Here is an 18,472-nt window from a genome sequence, read left to right on the forward strand (position 1 = left end):
CCCACATCGTCCCGGAGGTCTTCGCTCACCTCAGACGTTCACAACGTGTCGGGGAAGAACAGTTAGGCCGCGGCTGTGTGCACCTCATTCCGAAGCCGGCATGAACCCTTCGATAATCTGTGCTGATGACCTCTGAGCAGTCGCCGGAATCCGAATCGGCACCTGAGCAGATGAACGCACCCCGACGGGCGGGCTTCGCCTACGCCTTCGGCCGCATGCTGATCACCCCGCTCGCGCGCATGGTCTACCGCCCCCGGGTGGAGGGCCGCGAGAACGTCCCGAAGGACGGACCGGTGATCTTCGCCAGCAACCACCTGTCCTTCATCGACTCGATCGCCATCCCGGTGGCGGCTCCGCGCCCTGTGCACTTCCTCGCCAAGTCGAGTTACTTCGAGGGCACCGGCATCAAGGGCGCGATGTCCCGGATCTTCTTCACGTCGATCGGGGCGATCCCGGTCCGCCGCGGCGCAGGACAGGCCGCCCTCGACGCCCTGGACCAGCAGAAGCAGCTGCTCGACGACGGTCTGACGGTGGCGCTGTACCCGGAGGGGACGCGCTCCGACGACGGCCGTCTGTACAAGGGGCGCACCGGCGTCGCGTTCCTGGCGCTGGAGACCGGCGCCCCGGTCGTCCCAGTCGGGCTCATCGGCACCGACATCGTGATGCCGCGCGGCGCGAAGATGCCGTCCCTACGGGAGCGGATCACCGTCAAGTTCGGCGAGCCGCTCGATCTGAGCACACACGGCGCGGCGTCCAGCGGCAGGGCCAGGCGCCTCGCCACGGACGAGATCATGGCTGCCATCCACGCCCTGTCGGGCCAGGAGCTCGCCGGCGTCTACAACGAGCCGCCCGCACACACCCCGATCGAGAAGATCAAACAGGCGCTGCCGCACGAGCGCCGCTGATCCCCACGGCCATTCCAGACGAACTCTGCGGTCAGTCTGCGACTGTGACAAGTGCCTCATGGCGCACGGGGAAGTTCACCGAGTTGGCGATGAAGCACCATTCGTGCGCCTGATGGTGCGCCTGCTGCGCCGCCTCGATCATGGATGCATCGGCGACGGTCACCTGAGGGCGCAGGACGACCTCGGTGAAGGCGCCGCCGCCCCGCCCGTCCTCGCGCATCACGCCGCTCGCGTCGTCGCGGTACGAGGTGACGACGACGCCCACCGTGACGCAGGCGTGCAGATACGACAGCAGATGGCATTCGGAGAGGGATGCAACCAGCAGATCCTCGGGGTTCCACCGTGACGTGTCGCCGCGGAACGGCTTGTCAGAGGAAGCGAGCAGCTCGGGCTTGCCGTCGACCTGCAGCGTGACGTCCCTGCGGTAGTCGCGGTAGCCGCTGGTGCCGGTGCCCAGGTTGCCCGTCCACGTGGTCGTGAGCGCGTAATGGTGTTCTCCGAGTGGCATGCGGCCAGTCTGGCACGGTGCCCGACACGTCATAAGCTGGAAGACGTGCTCGAGACTCTCACTGTTGCGGATTCCGTGGAACTGGCCGTCGTCGAACGCAGCGGATTCGTCGAATCCCGCCATGCCGGTGCGGCGGTCGTGCTCTCCCCCGACGGCGAAGTGGTCGCGCAGCACGGCAATGCCGACGCGCTGATCCTGCCGCGGTCGAGCATGAAGCCCCTGCAGGCGGTCGCCTGCGTCACGGCGGGCGCCGCGCTGGAGGGCGAGCAGCTCGCGATGAGCACTGCCAGCCACACGGGCACCGACCGGCACGTGGAGGTCGTGCGGGAGATGCTCGTCGCCGGCGGCCTCACCGAAGACGACCTGGCCTGCCCGCTGTCCTGGCCGAGCGACTCCGACACCCGACGCGAGATGACCCGGGACCACGCCGAGCCGAGCCGCATCCGGATGAACTGCTCCGGAAAGCACGCGGCGATGTTGCGTGCCTGTGTGGCGACCGGCTGGCCGACGGAGGGCTACCTCGATCCGGCGCATCCTCTGCAGGTGCACATCCGCGAGACGGTGGAGCGCCTGACCGGTTCGAAGGTCGCACACACCGCGATCGACGGATGCGGCGCCCCGGTGCACGCGATGACGCTCGTGGGGCTGGGCCGCAGCATCCACCGCATAGGCACCGCATCGGATCGCTCGCCGTTCGCGCTGCATCGCGTCGCGGGTGCGCTCGTGCGCGCCGTGCGGGAGAACCCGTGGACGATCGCCGGCCCCGGGCACCAGGACACTATCGCGATCGAGCGGCTCGGCGTCTTCGCCAAGCACGGCGCGGAGGGCGTGATGGCCATGGTGGCCCCCGACGGTACGACGGTGGTGCTGAAGATGCTGGACGGCAACGGCCGTGCGGCCACGATCGTCGCCGCCACGCTGCTGGCACGCGCGGGCGCCGTGACCGATTCGGATGTCGCGGCGCTGGCCGCCGACCTGCCGCTCGTCGTGCACGGCGGAGGGACGCCGGTGGGCACCGTCCGCCCCGGCGCGGGGATCTGACAGTTCGGCCCGGCGCGCTGCTCAGCAGAGCGGGCGCCCCGTCGTCGCCCTGATCAGGCCAGAGCACCGGGCAGCAGCACCCGCCGCGGCACGCCGCCCTGCAGCGTGACCCACGCTCTTCCGGCGTGCACGCGTGCGAACGGCGGCAGTGTGCGCACTCCGGCGAGCTGACGCAGGTCCCCGGGACACTCCGCGGCGATCAGCAGCTCGCCCTCTGCGCGGAGGCGCTGCGTGACAGCCCAGTTCATCCGCCACTCCTCCGGGTCGGCGACCAGGATCACCGGCGTCTCGGACGGCTGGAGACCCGATGCCGCGTCGTTCATCCCGATCACGCGATGCCGAGGGTGCTCGATGCGCAGCAGGTCGGCCGTCTGCCGCGCCGCCGGCGTCACCACGCCGCAGAGCGTGCGCTGCGGTCGCCAGCGCGGGGTGTCGGACACGGCGGCCGCGAGTGCCTGTCCGTCGTCCACCCAGCACAGCTGCACCTCACGTCCGTCGATCCGTGCCCGTCCTGCGGGCCGGTCCCTGCGGAAGCCCTCCGGGTCTCCCCCGGCCGCGAGATGCTCGGCACGGCCTGGCAGCCGCAGCGTCGCGCGCCGTGGCAGCGCGTCGACGACACGGGCCACGGCACCGGACGTCCGGGAGACGGTGACGGCCACAGGGACGGCGCGCACCAGCTGCTCCCAGGCGGACACGAACTCCAGGGCGTACTCGGGCGGATACGAGGCGGCCAAAAGGTCGAGATCGTCGCAGAGCACCAGCGGCGGACGCGCGGCCCCTGACAGGAGGTCCTGGACGACGTCCCAGGCGCCCTCGGTGTCGGCGGGTATCACCGTCGCCGCCGGCTGCTGCGCCGCGAGCAGGCGCAGCGCCGTCGTCTTGCCCGCTCCTGGCCCGCCGATGATGGCCAGTCCCCGCCCCGCTTCCAGGATCGCCACCGGCTGGCGCTGACGATCGGGTTCGTCCGCCACCCCGAGCACGAGGCCCTGACGATGTCGCAGGCCGCCCTCTCGCGTCGGAGCCACCTCGTTCAGAGCGAGCACTTCGGGGAGCGCGGGCAGCCACGGACTGCGCGGGCGCTGATCAGCGGGCCAGCGCAGGGAGGCCGCCCGCACGTCGGCGGCGCCCGTCAACGCGATGCGCGCACAGACCGCCTCCGCATCCTGCGGGCGACGTACGAAGGCCAGTCCGCGCGACTCGGGCCCGCCGGGCACTGCCGACGCCGCGTCTGAGCCGATCACGAGCCGGCTGTCGGCCGCGTCGGCCACGCGCAGGCTGACGCGCAGCGGGCAGTTCGCGGCGAGAGCGTCGCGGATGACGCCGGCGGCACGCTGCGTGCCGAGCACGAGATGCATGCCGAGCGCGCGCCCGCGCGCCGCGACATCCGTGAACACGGCACCCAGATCCGCGTGCTCCTGCAGCAGCGCGGCGAACTCGTCGACCACGATCACGAGACGCGGCAGAGAGGGCAGCTGGTGGATGTCGCGCACCCCGGCTTCGGCCAGCGCCCGCTCCCTGCGGCGCAGTTCGGCGGTCAGGCTCTCCACGCCGCGACGGGCGCCCTCGTCGTCGAGGTCGGTAATCACCGCAGCGACCTGGGGCAGCTCGCGGAGCGGATCGAACGCCGTGCCTCCCTTGAAATCGGCCAGGACGAAGTTGACCCGATCCGGACCGTGCGCGCCGGCGATCGCCGTCACCCACGAGACCAGGAGCTCGCTCTTGCCCGTGCCCGTCATCCCGGTGACGATGGCGTGCGGCCCGTCTTCGACCAGATCCACGACGACATCGCCGCGCTCGCCACGCCCGAGTGCGGCAGCGAGGCCGGCACCGCCGTCCGGCACGGCATCGAGTTCGTGCAGTGCCACCCGCTCCGGCAGTTCCGCCACGTCCTCACCGCGGGCGGCGCTGTCTGCGGCGATCGCGCGTGCCTGTGCGAGCGAGATCCCCTCCACGACCAGATCCTGCACTCCGTCGGGGGTGCGCAGGCGCGCCCGAAGCGGATCCGTGCAGTCCAGGACGGCGGTGACTCCGTCCGGCGGCTCCGTACCCGGCGCGCAGAGTGAGAGCCGGGCATCGCCGGTGACGTCCGCGGCGGCACCGATGACGAGGCGGAAGGCCGAGCGCCGGGAACTGCTCGCGTGCGGCAGCTCGGCGAGGCCGAGCCCGTCGAGTCCGTCCCCGAGAAGAGCCAGCTGCGAGGGCGTGAACCGGAGGCAGAGCTGCACGATCAGCGCACGGAGCACCGCCGCGCCGATCGGCTGCGGAGCCCGCACGCTGACGCCGCGACCGATCGGGACCGTCACCGGGGCGTCGTCCAGTCGCGACGCGCGCTCCCGGAACGCGCGAGCACGATCGTCGTCTCCCCCGCTCGCCCGAACCGCGCTCATGCGCACGCCGCGGCCGAGGACCAATGCGGTCTCCGCCGTGGGAGGCTCCGGCCCGCGCAGCGGCTGTTCGCTCAGGCAGGCGGCGGCATCAGGGTGCCTGCGCCACATCCCCGCACGCTCCTCGGCGTGCAGCTCGATCAGCTCGGCATCCGCGCGCTGCCAGGCCGCATCCGCCTCGGCCTCGCCACGCCGTCGATCGCGTCGCCTGGTGCGGATGCCGTCGAGGAACGACGCCAGCAGCATGAGCGGGCCGAGCGCCGCGAAGCAGAGCGCGAACAGCGATCCGGTTACGGCCCACAGCACCACGCCGGCGACGACGGGGACGATCGCCGCCAGCAACGGCAACGACGGGCGGCTCGGCGACGCTGGCGAGGGCGGCAGCACGATCGTGGTGGATTCCATGCCCCCATCACAGCGCACGGTTCAGCCCGGAACCGGGCTGTCCACAGCTCTGGGCCGTCAGTCGGCGGAAATCTCTTCTGGGGAGGAGGAGTCGTCGACCTGCAGCACGATCAGCGTGACGTTGTCCCGCCCGCCGTTTTCCAGCGCTGCCTCGAGCATCGCGTCGACGGCCGCGCCCGGATCGGCGTTCTCGCGCAGGAAATGCAGGATGCCGTAATCGGTGAGTTCTTTGGTCAGCCCGTCGGAGCACACGACGAAGCGGTCGCCCGCCTGCACCTCGACGGCGATGTAGTCCGGCGGCAGCAGTTCGCTGGCGCCGACCGCGCGGGTGATCACGTTGCTGTACGGGTGCCCCTCAGCCTCCTCAGGACTGAGCTTCCCGGACGAGATGAGCTCCTGCACCACGGAGTGATCGGTCGTGACCTGGGCGAGCTTGCCCTCGCGCGCGAGGTAGACCCGGGAGTCGCCGATGTTCAGCACGATCCAGCGGGGCTCGTCCTCGCTTCGGTCGAGGAACAACCCGGTCAGCGTGGTACCTGTCCCCTCGTCCGTCGTGTCGGGGTGAGCGGCGATGTCGGCGACGGCCTGGCCGAGCGCCTTCTCGATGGCCTCGGTGCCCACGTCGCCGCTCTCGACGATCGCATCCAACCGGGCGATCGTGCGGCTGCTGGCGATCTCCCCGCCCGCGTGACCGCCCATGCCGTCCGCCACGACGAAGAGCGGATAGCGCGCCAGGAACGCGTCCTGATTGGTGTCGCGGCGGTGCCCCTGGTCGGTCGCCCCGGCCCAGGAGAGCTGCACTGCGTCGTCGACGCGGTACGTCTGCGTTGTCGTCTCAGGCACGAGGACTCTCCGAGGTGCGTGCGGTGCTCCGGGTTACCCCGGAATCTGTTGCCATCGTAGTGGACCCCCGGGTCACAGCCCGACTGCCGGATCCTCGGGAAGCGGGAAGTATGCGTCGATCGCCGCGAGTTCCGCGGCATCCGGCTCCCAGGCCACGGCGGCTCGCACGTTCGACTCGACCTGTGAGGCCGTCGTCGCGCCGGCGATGACGCTGGAGACGCCCGGCTGCGCCAGAAGCCAGCCGTAGGTCGCCTCGAGCATGGTGATGCCGCGCTCGGCGCAGAACTGCGCATACGCCTCGAGGGCGTCCCATGGCGCGTTCTCCCAGATGAAGCGGCGCTCGCTCATGATGCGGCTGCCGGCGGGTCCCCCGTCACGGGTGAACTTGCCGGTGAGCAGGCCGTTGTGCAGGGGGAAGTACGGGAAGAAGCCGAGGCCGTACCGGTTCACCGCGGGCAGCACCTCCCGCTCGGCTCCTCGTGCCAGCAGCGAGTACTGGTTCTGCGATGAGACGAAGCGGCCGGTGGAGCGAGCTCGCGCGGTGAACTCCGCCTCGGCGATCTGCCATCCGGTGAAGTTCGAGTGTCCGTAGTAGCGGATCTTGCCCTCGTCGACGAGCTCGTCCAGAGCGTCGATCGTCTCCGCGATCGGAGTCTGCACATCGGGTAGATGCAGTTGGTAGAGGTCGATCCAGTCGGTGCGGAGCCGGCGCAGCGACTGCTCCACCGCGTGCCTCACGTAGCGGCGCGATCCGCGCCCGCCCGGGAAGTCATAACCCATGTCGTACTCGTGCCCGAACTTCGTCGCGAGCACGACGCGATCCCGGCGCCCCTCGATCGCCTCGCCGATGAAGCTCTCGCTGGTCCCGCCTCTGCCGTACATGTCGGCGGTGTCGAAGAAGAACATCCCCTGGTCGATCGCCGCGTCGATCACGACGCGGCTGCCCTGGATGGTCTCGGTCACCGTCCCCGGCCGCCCGAAGTTGTTGCATCCGAGTCCTGCGGCGGAGACGACGAGTCCGGAGCCCCCGACGCGGCGCTGAGCGTTCACCATGCCCTCCACACTATCGGTGCGATACGGCACCGGGGACGACGACGGGCTCCCGATCCGAAGATCGGGAGCCCGTCGCGGTGCACTCAGGCCGGGGGCTGTTCGCCCTTGCCGTCGGCCGTGGGAGGGGCATCCGGAGCATCCGACTGCGGCTCGGTCGCCGGAGCGCCGAAGTCGATCGCCGGAGCGTCGGCCTGCGGAGCCGCCTCCGGAGCGGCTGCGGGTGCAGCATCCGTCGGAGGCACCGGCGGAGCCGGCGGGACCGGGGGTGCCGGCGGCGCGGGAGGCGTCGTCGGCGGTGCGGGAGGCGTCGTCGGCGCTGCAGGAGTGTCAGGAGTGGTGAACACCGGCGGAACCGGGACGCCGGGAGCCGGCGCGGCCGGCGGAGCGTAGCCCTGCGGCGGGACCGGGGCACCCGGAGCGCCGGGGGCCGGCGGTGCGTAGCCCTGCGGTGCACCGTAGGCGGGCGCCTGCGGCGCTGCAGCGACCTGCACCGGCACACCGTCCCACACCGTGCGATCGGCGAGGAAGCCATTGGAGGCCCAGCCGGCCGGCGCGATCGCCGGGTTCCAGCGCGACTTGTCGAACGCGACGATGCCGAGCCAGACGAGGTCCAGGAAGAAGTACAGGATGACCCAGACGGCCTCCTTCTGCGTCTTCAGGCCCACGCGCCACGCGGCCAGAAGTCCGAGTACGCGCGCGGCCAGGGCGACCAGCGGCAGGATGATGAACCAGCCGAGGATCGGGATGATCGCACCGAGGATGCCCGCACCGACCAGGTACAGCACCAGCCACGGGCTCAGGTCACCGAGCTTCAGGAAGATCATGTAGTTGTAGACCGGCACCCAGGCCCGCCACTTGCCCTGCACGCCGGCCTTCTCGAAGATCTTCATGTAGAAGAGCGAGTAGAGGATGTAGCCGCCGAAGGCGAAGATGAGGCCGATCAGAGTGGAGACGAGCGTCGCCGCCGCGTCCACCACCCCGTAATCGTCGTAGCCCATGAGGATCGAATCTCCTTGGTCGTCTGGGGCGAATATCACCCGCCACGAAGCGCCTGCTTCGCACAGGTCATGCTATCGGCGTGTCGCGCGCGCGGGCAATGACCGCGACGGCGGGTCACGCCGGCCGCTCACTCGTCGACGACGAGCTCCAGGATCCCCGCTTCGGCGCGCCGGAGGACGATTCCGTTCTCCTGGGCCCAGCGCATCAGCGCTGGAGCGCCTCCGATACGCGGGCGCGACCGCGCGAGTCGGCGCACCAGTTCGCCCTTCGACTTCTTGTTGAAGTGGTTCAGTGCTCGCCCCGTCGGGGTCACGACGCGCACGTACTCCGACTTCACGGATGCCGGGACGGGACCGAGTGCGACATAGGCCTCGCTGCGCAGGTCGAGCACGAAGCGCTCCTCCCCCAGCGCCTCGCTCGTCGCGGCCGCCCAGTGACGGCGCATCGGCGGGATGCCGGGCAGCGCAGTGCCCGCCGCCAGACGGTACGACGGGATCGGGTCCAGCGCGCCGACCGGGCCGAAGGGAGCGGAGTGCACGAGCACGTGCGTCCCCAACCATCGCCTCGAACGCGCATCCAGCGATGCCGCATCCAGTGCGTCGTACAGCACGCCGGTGTACCGGTCGATCGCCGGCATCGTCGCGGCGGTGCGCAGGGCGCGGTTGTGCTCGACGTCACCGGCCTGGCGAGCGCTGAGCTTGAGCACGCGCTGTGCGTCAGCGGCATCCGCGGACAGCGCGACGAGCGCATCGACGGTCGCCTCGCGAACGGGTCGGAGCGACGGCAGCGCCAGGGCGTCGAGATCGAGCGCCGCGCCCGAACCACCGGGCCGCTTCGTCTCGGACGGCGGCAGCAGGATCCTCATGACCGACCCCTTTCCGGACAGGTCTGCAGACGGCTCCGCCCCGGAACCCTGAGCGGGAACCGGGGCGGAGGCGTGGATACGGGTGTCAGGCGATCAGTGCGGCGTTACCGGCCACGATGGTGACCACGTCGCCCTCCATCGACAGGAACCCGTCCTGCGCGTTGGCGAGCACCTTCGAACCGTCGAGCTCGGTGATGCGCACCTCGCCCTTGGCGAGGATCGCGAGCACGGGCTCGTGGCCGGTCATGATGCCCATCTCGCCTTCGACGGTCTTCGCGACGACGAGGCTCGCCTCGCCCGACCAGATCTCCGCCTCGGCGGAGACGAGATTGACCTTGAGAGCCATGATCAGGCGTTCTCCTTCTGGATCTTCGCCCACTGCTCCTCGACGTCGGAGATACCACCGACGTTGAAGAAGGCCTGCTCGGCGACGTGGTCGAAGTCACCGCGAGCGATCGCGTCGAACGACTCGATGGTCTCCTTCAGCGGCACCGTCGATCCCTCGACGCCGGTGAACTTCTTCGCCATGTAGGTGTTCTGCGAGAGGAACTGCTGGATCCGGCGCGCGCGGGCGACGATGATCTTGTCCTCTTCGGAGAGCTCGTCGACACCGAGGATCGCGATGATCTCCTGCAGCTCCTTGTTCTTCTGCAGGATCTGCTTGACCGTGGTGGCCACGCGGTAGTGGTCCTCGCCCAGGTAGCGGGGGTCCATGATGCGCGAGGTCGAGGTCAGCGGGTCGATCGCGGGGTACAGACCCTTCGACGCGATCTCACGCGAGAGCTCGGTTGTGGCGTCGAGGTGCGCGAACGTGGTCGCCGGAGCCGGGTCGGTGTAGTCATCGGCCGGCACGTAGATCGCCTGCAGCGAGGTGATCGAGTGACCGCGCGTCGAGGTGATGCGCTCCTGGAGCACACCCATCTCGTCGGCGAGGTTCGGCTGGTATCCCACGGCCGAGGGCATGCGGCCCAGCAGCGTCGACACCTCGGAACCCGCCTGGGTGAAGCGGAAGATGTTGTCGATGAACAGCAGCACGTCCTGCTTCTGCACGTCGCGGAAGTACTCCGCCATCGTCAGTGCGGACAGGGCCACGCGCAGACGCGTCCCCGGCGGCTCGTCCATCTGGCCGAAGACGAGGGCGGTCTTGTCGAAGACGCCCGCCTCCTCCATCTCAGCGATCAGGTCGTTGCCCTCACGCGTGCGCTCGCCGACACCGGCGAACACCGACACACCACCGTGGTCCTGCGCGACGCGCTGGATCATCTCCTGGATGAGGACGGTCTTGCCCACGCCCGCGCCGCCGAACAGGCCGATCTTTCCACCCTGCACGTACGGGGTGAGGAGGTCGATCGACTTGATGCCGGTCTCGAACATCGTGGTCTTCGACTCGAGCTGATCGAAGTTCGGAGCCTTGCGGTGGATCGGCCAGCGCTCGGTGATCTCCACCTGCTCGCCGGGCTCGGCGTTGAGGACCTCGCCGATGACGTTGAAGACCTTGCCCTTGGTGACGTCGCCGACCGGGACCGAGATGGCCTCACCGGTGTCGCGCACCTCCTGGCCGCGGACCATGCCGTCGGTGGGCTTCAGCGAGATGGCGCGCACGAGGTCGTCGCCGAGGTGCTGAGCGACCTCGAGCGTGATCTCGGTGGACTCCTCGCCGATCGTGATCGTGGTCTTGAGCGCGTTGTAGATGTCGGGGATCGAGTCGTGCGGGAACTCGATGTCGACGACCGGGCCCGTGACGCGTGCGACGCGCCCGACGACCGCGGTCGCGGCGTTGTCAGCCGTTGCGGTGGGGGTCATATCTTCGTCTCTCTCTTGAGGCTTACTTGCTCGACGCCAGAGCGTCGGCGCCGCCGACGATCTCGGCGATCTGCTGCGTGATCTCCGCCTGGCGCGCGTTGTTGCGCAGGCGGGTGTAGTCGGTGATGAGCTTGTCGGCGTTGTCGCTGGCCGACTTCATCGCCTTCTGCGTCGCGGCCTGCTTGGCGGCCGAGGACTGCAGAAGCGCGTTGAAGACGCGGCTCTGGATGTACACCGGCAGGATCGCGTCCAGCACGGTCCCGGCATCCGGCTCGAACTCGTACAGCGGGTAGACGGTGCTGCCCGCATCCGAGGCGTCCGCCTCGGCGATCTCGAGCGGAAGCAGACGTCGTGCCGTCGGCTCCTGCGTCATCATGCTGACGAAGCGGTTGAACACCAGGACGATCTCGTCCACGCCGTTCTCGCCGCCGCCGCGCAGGAAGGACTCCTGCAGGACGTTCGCGATCTCCTCGGCGGTCTTGAACGAGGGCGTGTCGGTGTCACCGATCCACTCCGCTGCCGAGGCGATGCCCCGGAACTGGAAGTAGCCGACGGCCTTGCGGCCGATCAGGTAGTACACCGGCTCGCTGCCCTTGGCACGGATCTGCTCGCCCTGTTCCAGGGCCTCGCGGATCACCTGCGAGTTGAACGCACCTGCCAGGCCTCGGTCGCTCGAGAAGATCACGACCGCGGAGCGGCGGATCTTCTCGGACTCCCGGGTGAGCGGGTGGTCGACGCTGGAGTGCGTCGCGACGGCGGACACGGCCCTCGTCACGGCCTGCGCGAAGGGTGAGGACGCCTTGACGCGTGCCATCGCCTTCTGGATGCGCGAAGCCGCGATGAGTTCCATCGCCTTCGTGATCTTCTTGGTCGTCTGAGCAGAAGAGATCTTCTGCTTGTAGACCCGGAGTTGAGCGCCCATGAGTGCCTATCTCCCGCGCGTTACGCGCGACGACCCTTGACGATCTTCTCCTGGTCGACGTCACCGGCATCCTCTGCCGAGACCTGCTCGTTGCCCGGCGTGCCGAGGGACTGCCCCGTGCCGCCTGCGAACTCCAGGATGAAGGCGTCGGTCTGCTTCTCGAGCTCTGCCACGGTGTCGTCGTCGAGGACGTTGGTCTCGCGCAGCGTGTCGAGGACCTTCGTGTTGCGACGCAGGTAGTCGAGCAGCTCGCGCTCGAAGCGCAGCACGTCGGAAACCTCGATGCTGTCGAGCTTGCCGTTGGTGCCGGCCCAGATCGAGACGACCTGCTCCTCCACCGGGTACGGCGAGTACTGCGGCTGCTTCAGCAGCTCGGTCAGACGCGCGCCGCGGGCCAGCTGACGACGCGAGGCGGCGTCGAGGTCGGAGGCGAACATCGCGAAGGCCTCGAGCGAGCGGTACTGCGCCAGCTCGAGCTTCAGCGTTCCGGAGACCTTCTTGATCGACTTGACCTGCGCGTCACCGCCGACTCGCGAGACCGAGATGCCGACGTCGACAGCGGGGCGCTGGTTGGCGTTGAACAGGTCGGACTGCAGGAAGATCTGGCCGTCGGTGATCGAGATCACGTTGGTCGGGATGTACGCCGAGACGTCGTTCGCCTTGGTCTCGATGATCGGGAGACCCGTCATCGAACCGGCGCCGAGCTCGTCGGACAGCTTCGCGCAGCGCTCGAGCAGACGCGAGTGCAGGTAGAAGACGTCGCCCGGGTAGGCCTCGCGCCCCGGCGGGCGGCGCAGCAGCAGAGAAACGGCGCGGTAGGCCTCGGCCTGCTTCGACAGGTCGTCGAAGATGATCAGGACGTGCTTGCCGCCGTACATCCAGTGCTGGCCGATGGCGGAACCGGTGTAGGGGGCGAGGTACTTGAAGCCCGCGGGGTCGGACGCCGGAGCGGCGACGATCGTGGTGTACTCCAGGGCACCGGCCTCTTCCAGCGCGCCCTTCACGGAGGCGATGGTCGAGCCCTTCTGGCCGATCGCGACGTAGATGCAGCGCACCTGCTTGTTCACGTCGCCGGATTCCCAGTTGGACTTCTGGTTGATGATCGTGTCGATCGCCAGCGCCGTCTTGCCGGTCTGGCGGTCGCCGATGATCAGCTGACGCTGACCGCGGCCGACCGGGATCATCGCGTCGATGGCCTTGACGCCGGTCTGCAGGGGCTCGTGCACGCTCTTGCGCTGCATGACGCCGGGCGCCTGCAGCTCGAGCTCGCGGACACCCTCGGAGGCGATGTCGCCGAGGCCGTCGATCGGGTTGCCCAGCGGATCGACCACGCGGCCGAGGTAGCCGTCGCCGACCGGGACCGAGAGCACCTCACCGGTGCGGGTGACCTCCTGGCCGGCCTCGATGCCGGTGAAGTCGCCGAGGACGACCACACCGATCTCGTGCTCGTCCAGGTTCAGTGCGAGGCCCTTGGTGCCGTCCGCGAAGGTGACGAGCTCATTCGCCATCACACCGGGCAGTCCCTCGACGTGAGCGATGCCGTCGGCGGCGTCGATGACGGTGCCGACCTCGGTCGCAGCGGCCGACGTGGGCTCGTAGGCGGCGGCGAAGTCCTTCAGCGCGTCACGGATGACGTCGGGGCTGATCGATAGTTCTGCCATTGTCTTCCCTTTGTATCTGGTGGCGCGGTCAGCCCGCGCAAAGTCTTGAGTCAGCCCGCGAGCTTCTGTCGGAGGTCGGCGAGCCGCGCGGAGATGCTGCCGTCGATCACATCGTCGGCGACCTGCACGCGCAGGCCCCCCACCACGGTGGGGTCGACGACCACGTTCAGCGACACGTTAGAGCCGTACCGCCGGGTCAGCGCCTCGCTGAGGCGCGTGTGCTGCTCGGCCGAGAGCGGGGTCGCGGTCTGCACCGTCGCCACCACCGAGCCGCGCTGTGCGGACACGATGTTCATGGCGCGGTTCAGCAGCTGACGCACACGGCGCTCGCGCGGCTGGCGCACCAGCGACGAGACGATCAGCTCCGTCGCGCGGCTGGTGCCGCCGCCGAGGACACGCTCGACCAGACCGGCCTTCGCCGCACTGTCGCCCAGGCGGCTGCCCAGCGCCAGTTCGAGCTCGGGGTTGTCGGCGATGACTCGCGTCACCGCGAACAGCTCGCCGGACAGGTCTGCGGTCGGCTCGCCGATCGCGGCGGCGCGGACTGCCAGCTCCTCGATGCCGTCCACCAGGTCGGAGGCCGATGACCAGCGCTGCGAGACAGCCACTCGGAGCACCTCTCGCGTCGGCTCAGAGGCCTGCGCGAAGACGTCCGAGGCGACCTTCGCACGAGCCTCGGCCGGCACCGACGGGTCGGCGAGCGCGCCGCTCAGCTGAACGGACTCATCGACCAGGCGCGCGACGGCGAACAGTTCGCCGGCGACGTCTACCGTGATCCCCTTCGTCGAGGCCAGAGCATTCGCGGTGGTCTCGAGCGCCTGAGTGGTCGCGCTGCCCATTACTTGGCCGCCGTCTCAGAAGCCTCGAGGTCGGCCAGGAAGCGGTCGACCACCGCTGCGGCGCGCTTGTCGTCGGACAGCGACTCGCCGACCACGCCACCGGCGAGGTCGATCGCGAGCGTGCCGACCTCGCTGCGCAGCGAGACGAAAGCAGACTGGCGCTCCGCCTCGATCTGCGAGTGCGCAGCGGCGGTGATGCGTGCGGCCTCGGCAGTGGCGGTGTCCTTGGCCTCGGACACGATCTTCTTGCCGTCCTCACGGGCGGCCTCACGGATCGTGCCGGCCTCGACGCGCGCCTCGGCGAGCTGGCGGGTGTACTCCTCCAGCGCCTCCTCGGCCTGCTTCTGAGCCTCGTCTGCCTTGGCGATGTTGCCCTCGATCGCTGCGGAGCGCTCGTCGAGCATCGCGGTGAACCGCGGAAGTGCGACCTTCCACACCACGACGAGGATGATGAGGAACCACAGACCCGACCAGATGATGTCGTACCACGCGGGAATCAGCGGGTTAGGCGCTTCCTCCGCGGCGAGGTTCGTGACAAGAGCGTTCAGCATCCTGTCTCCTTCAGAACTCGGTGCGGATTACGGGAAGGGGATGAATCCGACGGCGATGCCGACGAATGCAAGCGCCTCGGTGAAGGCGATACCGATCCACATGAGGACCTGCAGGCGACCGGCCAGCTCGGGCTGACGGGCGACACCCTCGATCGTCTTGCCGACGACGATGCCGACGCCGATGGCCGGACCGATTGCTGCGAGGCCGTAGCCGACAGCTGCGAGGTGACCGTTGACTTCAGCGAGAACCGTAGTTGCGTCCACGGGGTTGTTTCCTTTCGGTTTTGAACAGCGTAGGGCTGCTCAGATCAGTGCTCTTCTGCCACCGCGAGCTGGATGTAGACCGCGGTGAGGACGGTGAAGACGTAGGACTGCAGGACGACGACGAGGATCTCGAAGATCGTGAACGCGCCGCCGAAGGCGAGGGTTCCGACGCCGAGCAGAGCCCAGCCGCCGCCTGCGGTGAAGAAGAAGAACTGGGTGGCCGCGAAGCACAGCACCAGGATCATGTGACCGACGACGAGGTTCATCATCAGTCGGAGGGTGAGTGTCACGGGCCGGATGATGAAGGTCGAGATGAGCTCGATCGGCGTGACGATGAAGTACACCGGCCACGGCACGCCGGACGGGAAGAGCGAGTTCTTGAAGAAGTTCTTCGGGCTCTTCTTGACACCGGCGTAGATGAACGTCACATAGCTGACCACGGCGAGCGTGAGCGGCACGGCGATGATCGCCGTACCAGGCATGTTCAGGAACGGGATGATGCCCGTGATGTTCATGAACAGGATCATGAAGAACATCGCGGTGAGGATCGGCAGGAAGCGGTCGCCGTCCTTGCGGCCCAGCAGGTCGTGAGCGATGTTGTTGCGCACGAAGCCGAGACCCATCTCGGTCACGCTCTGGAAACGACCGGGGACCAGGCGCATGCGACGGGTTCCGAGCCAGAGGATCAGCACCACGGCGATCACCGAGAGCATCTGGATGAGGTGGATACGGTTCATCGGAACGCCGAGCACCTCGAAGAGGGTGGGCGGGAAGAACTCGTCCATCGACGGGCCGTGGAACTCACCGTCTCCGGCGAACGGGCGGGGGATCATGGTCGCAGCGAGATTCAACAGCGCGGGCTCCAGCTTCGGGTCACCGGTCTGAACCGGGGCGACGAGGGACGGTGTGCATCACGGCGCATGCGCTCGCAGGACGAGCGGCGGGCACCCGTAAAACACTACCAGACTCAGTTCCCGTCCGATGCCGCGGGGGTCGTCCCCTCGGCGTCGCCGGGGGCGTCGTCCTCGGGATTCGTGGTGGGGAGGGAGATGTCGCTGACGTTCGGCAGGCGCATCTTCATCAGCACGATGACGTCCACAGTGAGCGACAGCACCACGCCCGCGACGATCGACAGGAAGAACACCATCGGCTGGATCCAGGGCTGCCCGCTGAGCACGATCATCACGACGACGAAGATGCCGAGCTTGAGCAGCCACCCCCCGAGGACGATCGCGAAGAAGAGCTGGACGTACAGCGGGTCGCCGTACCAGCGATTGGCGATCAGGATGCTCGCGCCGGTGATCGCGAGGAACACGACGGCGAGCAGCACGCCGAGCAGGCCGCTCCACATGCCGTCCCAGCCGGCGACGAGATAGCCCACGACGCCCGCCACGAGCCCGACGACGAGTGCGCCCGCGACGGACCAGGTCAGGGTGCGCCGCAGGATGGGCGTGCTCGATACGGGACTGTTCATGACTTCTCCGGGGTTCGGTGCTTCGGGCGGGACGGATTGAACGTGACCGCGAGGCAGGCGACGATGCCGACCACGCCGAAGACGACGCCGACCAGGTAACCGCCCGGCCAGTCCTCGCGCGTGGCGATGTACATCAGCAGCACCGCGATCGAGATCACCGCGGTCCATGCGTAGAAGATCAGTACGGCATCGCGGTCGCGGTGGCCGAGATCGAGCATCCTGTGGTGCAGGTGCAGGCGATCGGGCGAGAACGGCGACTTTCCGGCACGCATGCGCCGGAAGACCGCCAGACCGAAGTCCAGCAGCGGCAGCATCACGATCACCACCGGCAGCAGGATGGGGATGAACGCGCCGAGCAGCTGCGAGCGGCCGAACTGATCGGGGTCGAAGGCGTTGGACGGCATCTGCCCGGTGAGGGCGACCGCCGAGGTGGCCATCAGCAGTCCGATCACGAGCGCGCCGGAGTCGCCCATGAACAGCTTCGCAGGGCTCCAGTTCAGCGGAAGGAACCCCAGGCAGGCGCCGATCAGCACCGCGGCGAGGAAGGTCGCGAGGTTGAAGTAGCTCGATGCCCCGGAGTCGCGGGTGAGCGTGTAGGCGTAGATGAAGAAGACGCCATTCGCGATCAGGCAGACGCCGGCGACCAGGCCGTCGAGACCGTCGATGAAGTTCACGGCGTTCATGACCACGACCAGCGCGAGCATCGTCACCCCGATGCTGACCCAGCTGGAGACGAGGATCATCTCGTCGAACGGGAGCGACAGGATCTGCAGTCCTCCGCCGACCGTGATGATGCCTGCGGCGAGGAACTGCACGCCGAGCTTGATGAACCAGTCCAGGTCCCACAGGTCGTCGAGCACGCCGACGAGCGCGATCAGCGCCGTCGCGCCCAGCACCGACCACATGGTGCTCGGCGGCACCCACATGATGTCGAAGAACGGGTTGGCCGCCGAGGCGGCGATCGCCGCCACGATGCCGAAGAAGATCGCGACACCGCCCAGGCGCGGCGTCGGGGTGGTGTGCACGTCCCGTTCCCGGATGCCCGGATAGAGCTTGTACTTCAGGCTCAGCTTCCAGACCGCCCAGGACAGCGCGAATGTGACCGCCGCTGTCAGGATGACCGTGAAGAGGTACTGCTTCACGCGGCGCCGTCCGGAGCAGCGGATCTGTCCTCGGCGTCCTCCTCCTGCGCTCCCCCGTCCTGTTCGGGAGTCTCATCAGCGGGCAGAGTCTCCTCCGCCGGCGTCTCCGGCTCGAGCAGATCGCCGAGCACCGCCTCCAGCCGCTTCCTGCTGACCGCGCCGTCGCGCAGGATCCGCACGCGCGGCTCCTCGACGGTCGGGTCGGCGAGCGAGGTGCAGTCGATGATCGTGGAAGCGATGCCGTCCGCGCTGAGGCCGCCGTCGAGATACACCGACACGCTGTCGCCGAGCATGTCCTCGGCATCGGCCGCGGAGATGGCGACGCCCTGACCGGTGAGGTTCGCGCTCGACACGGCCAGCGGACCGGTCTCCTCAAGCAGCTCCAGGGCGATCCGACGATCCGGCATCCGCACGGCGACTGTACCGAGCGTGTCACCGAGATCCCAGGCCAGCGACGGCTGCGCCGGCAGGATGATCGTCAGTCCGCCCGGCCAGAACTCGTCGACCAGCTGCTGGACGGGCGCGGGGATGCTCTCCACCAGCGCCGCGAGGGCCGCCTGACCGGAGACGAGCACGGGCGGCGGCATGTCGCGCCCGCGGCCCTTCGCCTCGAGTAGACGGCGGACGGCAGCAGGCGAGAACGCGTCTGCGGCGACGCCGTACACGGTGTCGGTGGGGAGGACGACGAGCTCGCCCCTGGCGATGGCCTGACGGGCGTGGCGCATACCGGCGAGGAGGTCGGCCTCATCGCTGCAATCGAAGACTGAAGACATGGCGGCCTCAGTCTACGCGGGCGACGGCTGTCGAACCTGT

19 protein-coding genes are annotated in these 18,472 nt (G+C 68.8%); 2 read left to right on the top strand and 17 right to left on the bottom strand.

All coding sequences use genetic code 11. The features are described from left to right. The first annotated feature begins 125 nt into the window (after positions 1-125). Complete coding sequence (locus GON06_RS05865; protein ID WP_157311402.1) at positions 126-905, top strand: lysophospholipid acyltransferase family protein; 780 nt, start codon at positions 126-128, stop codon at positions 903-905. A 31-nt stretch (positions 906-936) separates the two neighbouring features. On the opposite strand, the gene GON06_RS05870 is transcribed toward GON06_RS05865, so the two are convergent. After that, positions 937-1,413, bottom strand: coding sequence for an OsmC family protein (locus GON06_RS05870; RefSeq protein ID WP_157311403.1), 477 nt, complete (start codon positions 1,411-1,413; stop codon positions 937-939). Between the two features lie 45 nt (positions 1,414-1,458). On the opposite strand from GON06_RS05870, the gene GON06_RS05875 reads away from it, so the two are divergent. Further along, on the top strand, positions 1,459-2,454 hold the full coding sequence (locus GON06_RS05875) for an asparaginase (protein ID WP_332837197.1): 996 nt from the start codon (positions 1,459-1,461) through the stop codon (positions 2,452-2,454). A 53-nt stretch (positions 2,455-2,507) separates the two neighbouring features. Here the strand turns inward: GON06_RS05875 and GON06_RS05880 are convergent, their stop codons facing one another. The 16 genes from GON06_RS05880 to GON06_RS05955 form a co-directional block, all read right to left on the bottom strand. After that, on the bottom strand, positions 2,508-5,243 hold the full coding sequence (locus tag GON06_RS05880) for an FtsK/SpoIIIE domain-containing protein (protein ID WP_157311405.1): 2,736 nt from the start codon (positions 5,241-5,243) through the stop codon (positions 2,508-2,510). Positions 5,244-5,300: 57 nt separating this feature from the next. Further along, positions 5,301-6,086 carry a PP2C family protein-serine/threonine phosphatase gene (locus GON06_RS05885; protein WP_332837198.1) on the bottom strand — a complete coding sequence of 262 codons (786 nt, stop codon included), beginning with the start codon at positions 6,084-6,086 and terminating at the stop codon, positions 5,301-5,303. A 72-nt stretch (positions 6,087-6,158) separates the two neighbouring features. After that, a complete protein-coding gene (locus GON06_RS05890; protein ID WP_157311406.1) occupies positions 6,159-7,139 on the bottom strand; it encodes an aldo/keto reductase in 981 nt (326 codons plus the stop codon). 83 nt (positions 7,140-7,222) lie between these two features. After that, positions 7,223-8,137 (bottom strand): hypothetical protein, encoded by a 915-nt coding sequence (locus tag GON06_RS05895; RefSeq protein ID WP_157311407.1) that lies wholly within the window; start codon positions 8,135-8,137, stop codon positions 7,223-7,225. 128 nt (positions 8,138-8,265) lie between these two features. Continuing rightward, positions 8,266-9,003 carry a YaaA family protein gene (locus GON06_RS05900; protein WP_157311408.1) on the bottom strand — a complete coding sequence of 246 codons (738 nt, stop codon included), beginning with the start codon at positions 9,001-9,003 and terminating at the stop codon, positions 8,266-8,268. Positions 9,004-9,088: 85 nt separating this feature from the next. Continuing rightward, a complete protein-coding gene (locus tag GON06_RS05905) occupies positions 9,089-9,349 on the bottom strand; it encodes a F0F1 ATP synthase subunit epsilon (protein ID WP_157311409.1) in 261 nt (86 codons plus the stop codon). A 2-nt stretch (positions 9,350-9,351) separates the two neighbouring features. Beyond that, positions 9,352-10,806: a F0F1 ATP synthase subunit beta gene (gene atpD / locus GON06_RS05910; protein WP_157311410.1), complete on the bottom strand. Its 1,455-nt coding sequence runs from the start codon at positions 10,804-10,806 to the stop codon at positions 9,352-9,354. A 22-nt stretch (positions 10,807-10,828) separates the two neighbouring features. Continuing rightward, positions 10,829-11,728, bottom strand: a complete 900-nt coding sequence (locus GON06_RS05915) for a F0F1 ATP synthase subunit gamma (RefSeq protein WP_157311411.1) — start codon at positions 11,726-11,728, stop codon at positions 10,829-10,831. Positions 11,729-11,748: 20 nt separating this feature from the next. Further along, positions 11,749-13,389, bottom strand: coding sequence for a F0F1 ATP synthase subunit alpha (gene atpA, locus GON06_RS05920; RefSeq protein WP_157311412.1), 1,641 nt, complete (start codon positions 13,387-13,389; stop codon positions 11,749-11,751). A 50-nt stretch (positions 13,390-13,439) separates the two neighbouring features. Beyond that, positions 13,440-14,228 carry a F0F1 ATP synthase subunit delta gene (locus GON06_RS05925; RefSeq protein WP_157311413.1) on the bottom strand — a complete coding sequence of 263 codons (789 nt, stop codon included), beginning with the start codon at positions 14,226-14,228 and terminating at the stop codon, positions 13,440-13,442. Then, on the bottom strand, positions 14,228-14,779 hold the full coding sequence (locus tag GON06_RS05930) for a F0F1 ATP synthase subunit B (protein ID WP_157311414.1): 552 nt from the start codon (positions 14,777-14,779) through the stop codon (positions 14,228-14,230). Before GON06_RS05930 ends, GON06_RS05925 begins: the two co-directional genes overlap by 1 nt. Positions 14,780-14,806: 27 nt before the next feature. Continuing rightward, positions 14,807-15,043 (bottom strand): ATP synthase F0 subunit C, encoded by a 237-nt coding sequence (gene atpE, locus GON06_RS05935; protein ID WP_332837199.1) that lies wholly within the window; start codon positions 15,041-15,043, stop codon positions 14,807-14,809. A gap of 44 nt (positions 15,044-15,087) precedes the next feature. Beyond that, a complete protein-coding gene (gene atpB, locus GON06_RS05940) occupies positions 15,088-15,876 on the bottom strand; it encodes a F0F1 ATP synthase subunit A (RefSeq protein ID WP_157311415.1) in 789 nt (262 codons plus the stop codon). A 134-nt stretch (positions 15,877-16,010) separates the two neighbouring features. Then, on the bottom strand, positions 16,011-16,517 hold the full coding sequence (locus GON06_RS05945) for a hypothetical protein (RefSeq protein WP_157311416.1): 507 nt from the start codon (positions 16,515-16,517) through the stop codon (positions 16,011-16,013). Beyond that, complete coding sequence (locus GON06_RS05950) at positions 16,514-17,659, bottom strand: MraY family glycosyltransferase (protein WP_332837200.1); 1,146 nt, start codon at positions 17,657-17,659, stop codon at positions 16,514-16,516. The genes GON06_RS05945 and GON06_RS05950 overlap by 4 nt, the downstream gene beginning before the upstream one ends. Continuing rightward, positions 17,656-18,432 (bottom strand): L-threonylcarbamoyladenylate synthase, encoded by a 777-nt coding sequence (locus GON06_RS05955; protein WP_157311417.1) that lies wholly within the window; start codon positions 18,430-18,432, stop codon positions 17,656-17,658. Before GON06_RS05955 ends, GON06_RS05950 begins: the two co-directional genes overlap by 4 nt. Between the last annotated feature and the right edge of the window lie 40 nt (positions 18,433-18,472).

Source organism: Microbacterium sp. MAH-37, assembly GCF_009758255.1.
Taxonomy (GTDB): domain Bacteria; phylum Actinomycetota; class Actinomycetes; order Actinomycetales; family Microbacteriaceae; genus Microbacterium.

Coding starts and splice junctions, on each gene's coding strand:
- GON06_RS05865 (WP_157311402.1), top strand. CDS start 126: ATGACCTCTGAGCAGTCGCCGGAATCCGAATCGGCACCTGAGCAGATG.
- GON06_RS05870 (WP_157311403.1), bottom strand. CDS start 1,413: ATGCCACTCGGAGAACACCATTACGCGCTCACGACCACGTGGACGGGC.
- GON06_RS05880 (WP_157311405.1), bottom strand. CDS start 5,243: ATGGAATCCACCACGATCGTGCTGCCGCCCTCGCCAGCGTCGCCGAGC.
- GON06_RS05890 (WP_157311406.1), bottom strand. CDS start 7,139: ATGGTGAACGCTCAGCGCCGCGTCGGGGGCTCCGGACTCGTCGTCTCC.
- GON06_RS05895 (WP_157311407.1), bottom strand. CDS start 8,137: ATGGGCTACGACGATTACGGGGTGGTGGACGCGGCGGCGACGCTCGTC.
- GON06_RS05900 (WP_157311408.1), bottom strand. CDS start 9,003: ATGAGGATCCTGCTGCCGCCGTCCGAGACGAAGCGGCCCGGTGGTTCG.
- GON06_RS05905 (WP_157311409.1), bottom strand. CDS start 9,349: ATGGCTCTCAAGGTCAATCTCGTCTCCGCCGAGGCGGAGATCTGGTCG.
- atpD (WP_157311410.1), bottom strand. CDS start 10,806: ATGACCCCCACCGCAACGGCTGACAACGCCGCGACCGCGGTCGTCGGG.
- GON06_RS05915 (WP_157311411.1), bottom strand. CDS start 11,728: ATGGGCGCTCAACTCCGGGTCTACAAGCAGAAGATCTCTTCTGCTCAG.
- atpA (WP_157311412.1), bottom strand. CDS start 13,389: ATGGCAGAACTATCGATCAGCCCCGACGTCATCCGTGACGCGCTGAAG.
- GON06_RS05925 (WP_157311413.1), bottom strand. CDS start 14,228: ATGGGCAGCGCGACCACTCAGGCGCTCGAGACCACCGCGAATGCTCTG.
- GON06_RS05930 (WP_157311414.1), bottom strand. CDS start 14,779: ATGCTGAACGCTCTTGTCACGAACCTCGCCGCGGAGGAAGCGCCTAAC.
- atpB (WP_157311415.1), bottom strand. CDS start 15,876: ATGATCCCCCGCCCGTTCGCCGGAGACGGTGAGTTCCACGGCCCGTCG.
- GON06_RS05945 (WP_157311416.1), bottom strand. CDS start 16,517: ATGAACAGTCCCGTATCGAGCACGCCCATCCTGCGGCGCACCCTGACC.
- GON06_RS05955 (WP_157311417.1), bottom strand. CDS start 18,432: ATGTCTTCAGTCTTCGATTGCAGCGATGAGGCCGACCTCCTCGCCGGT.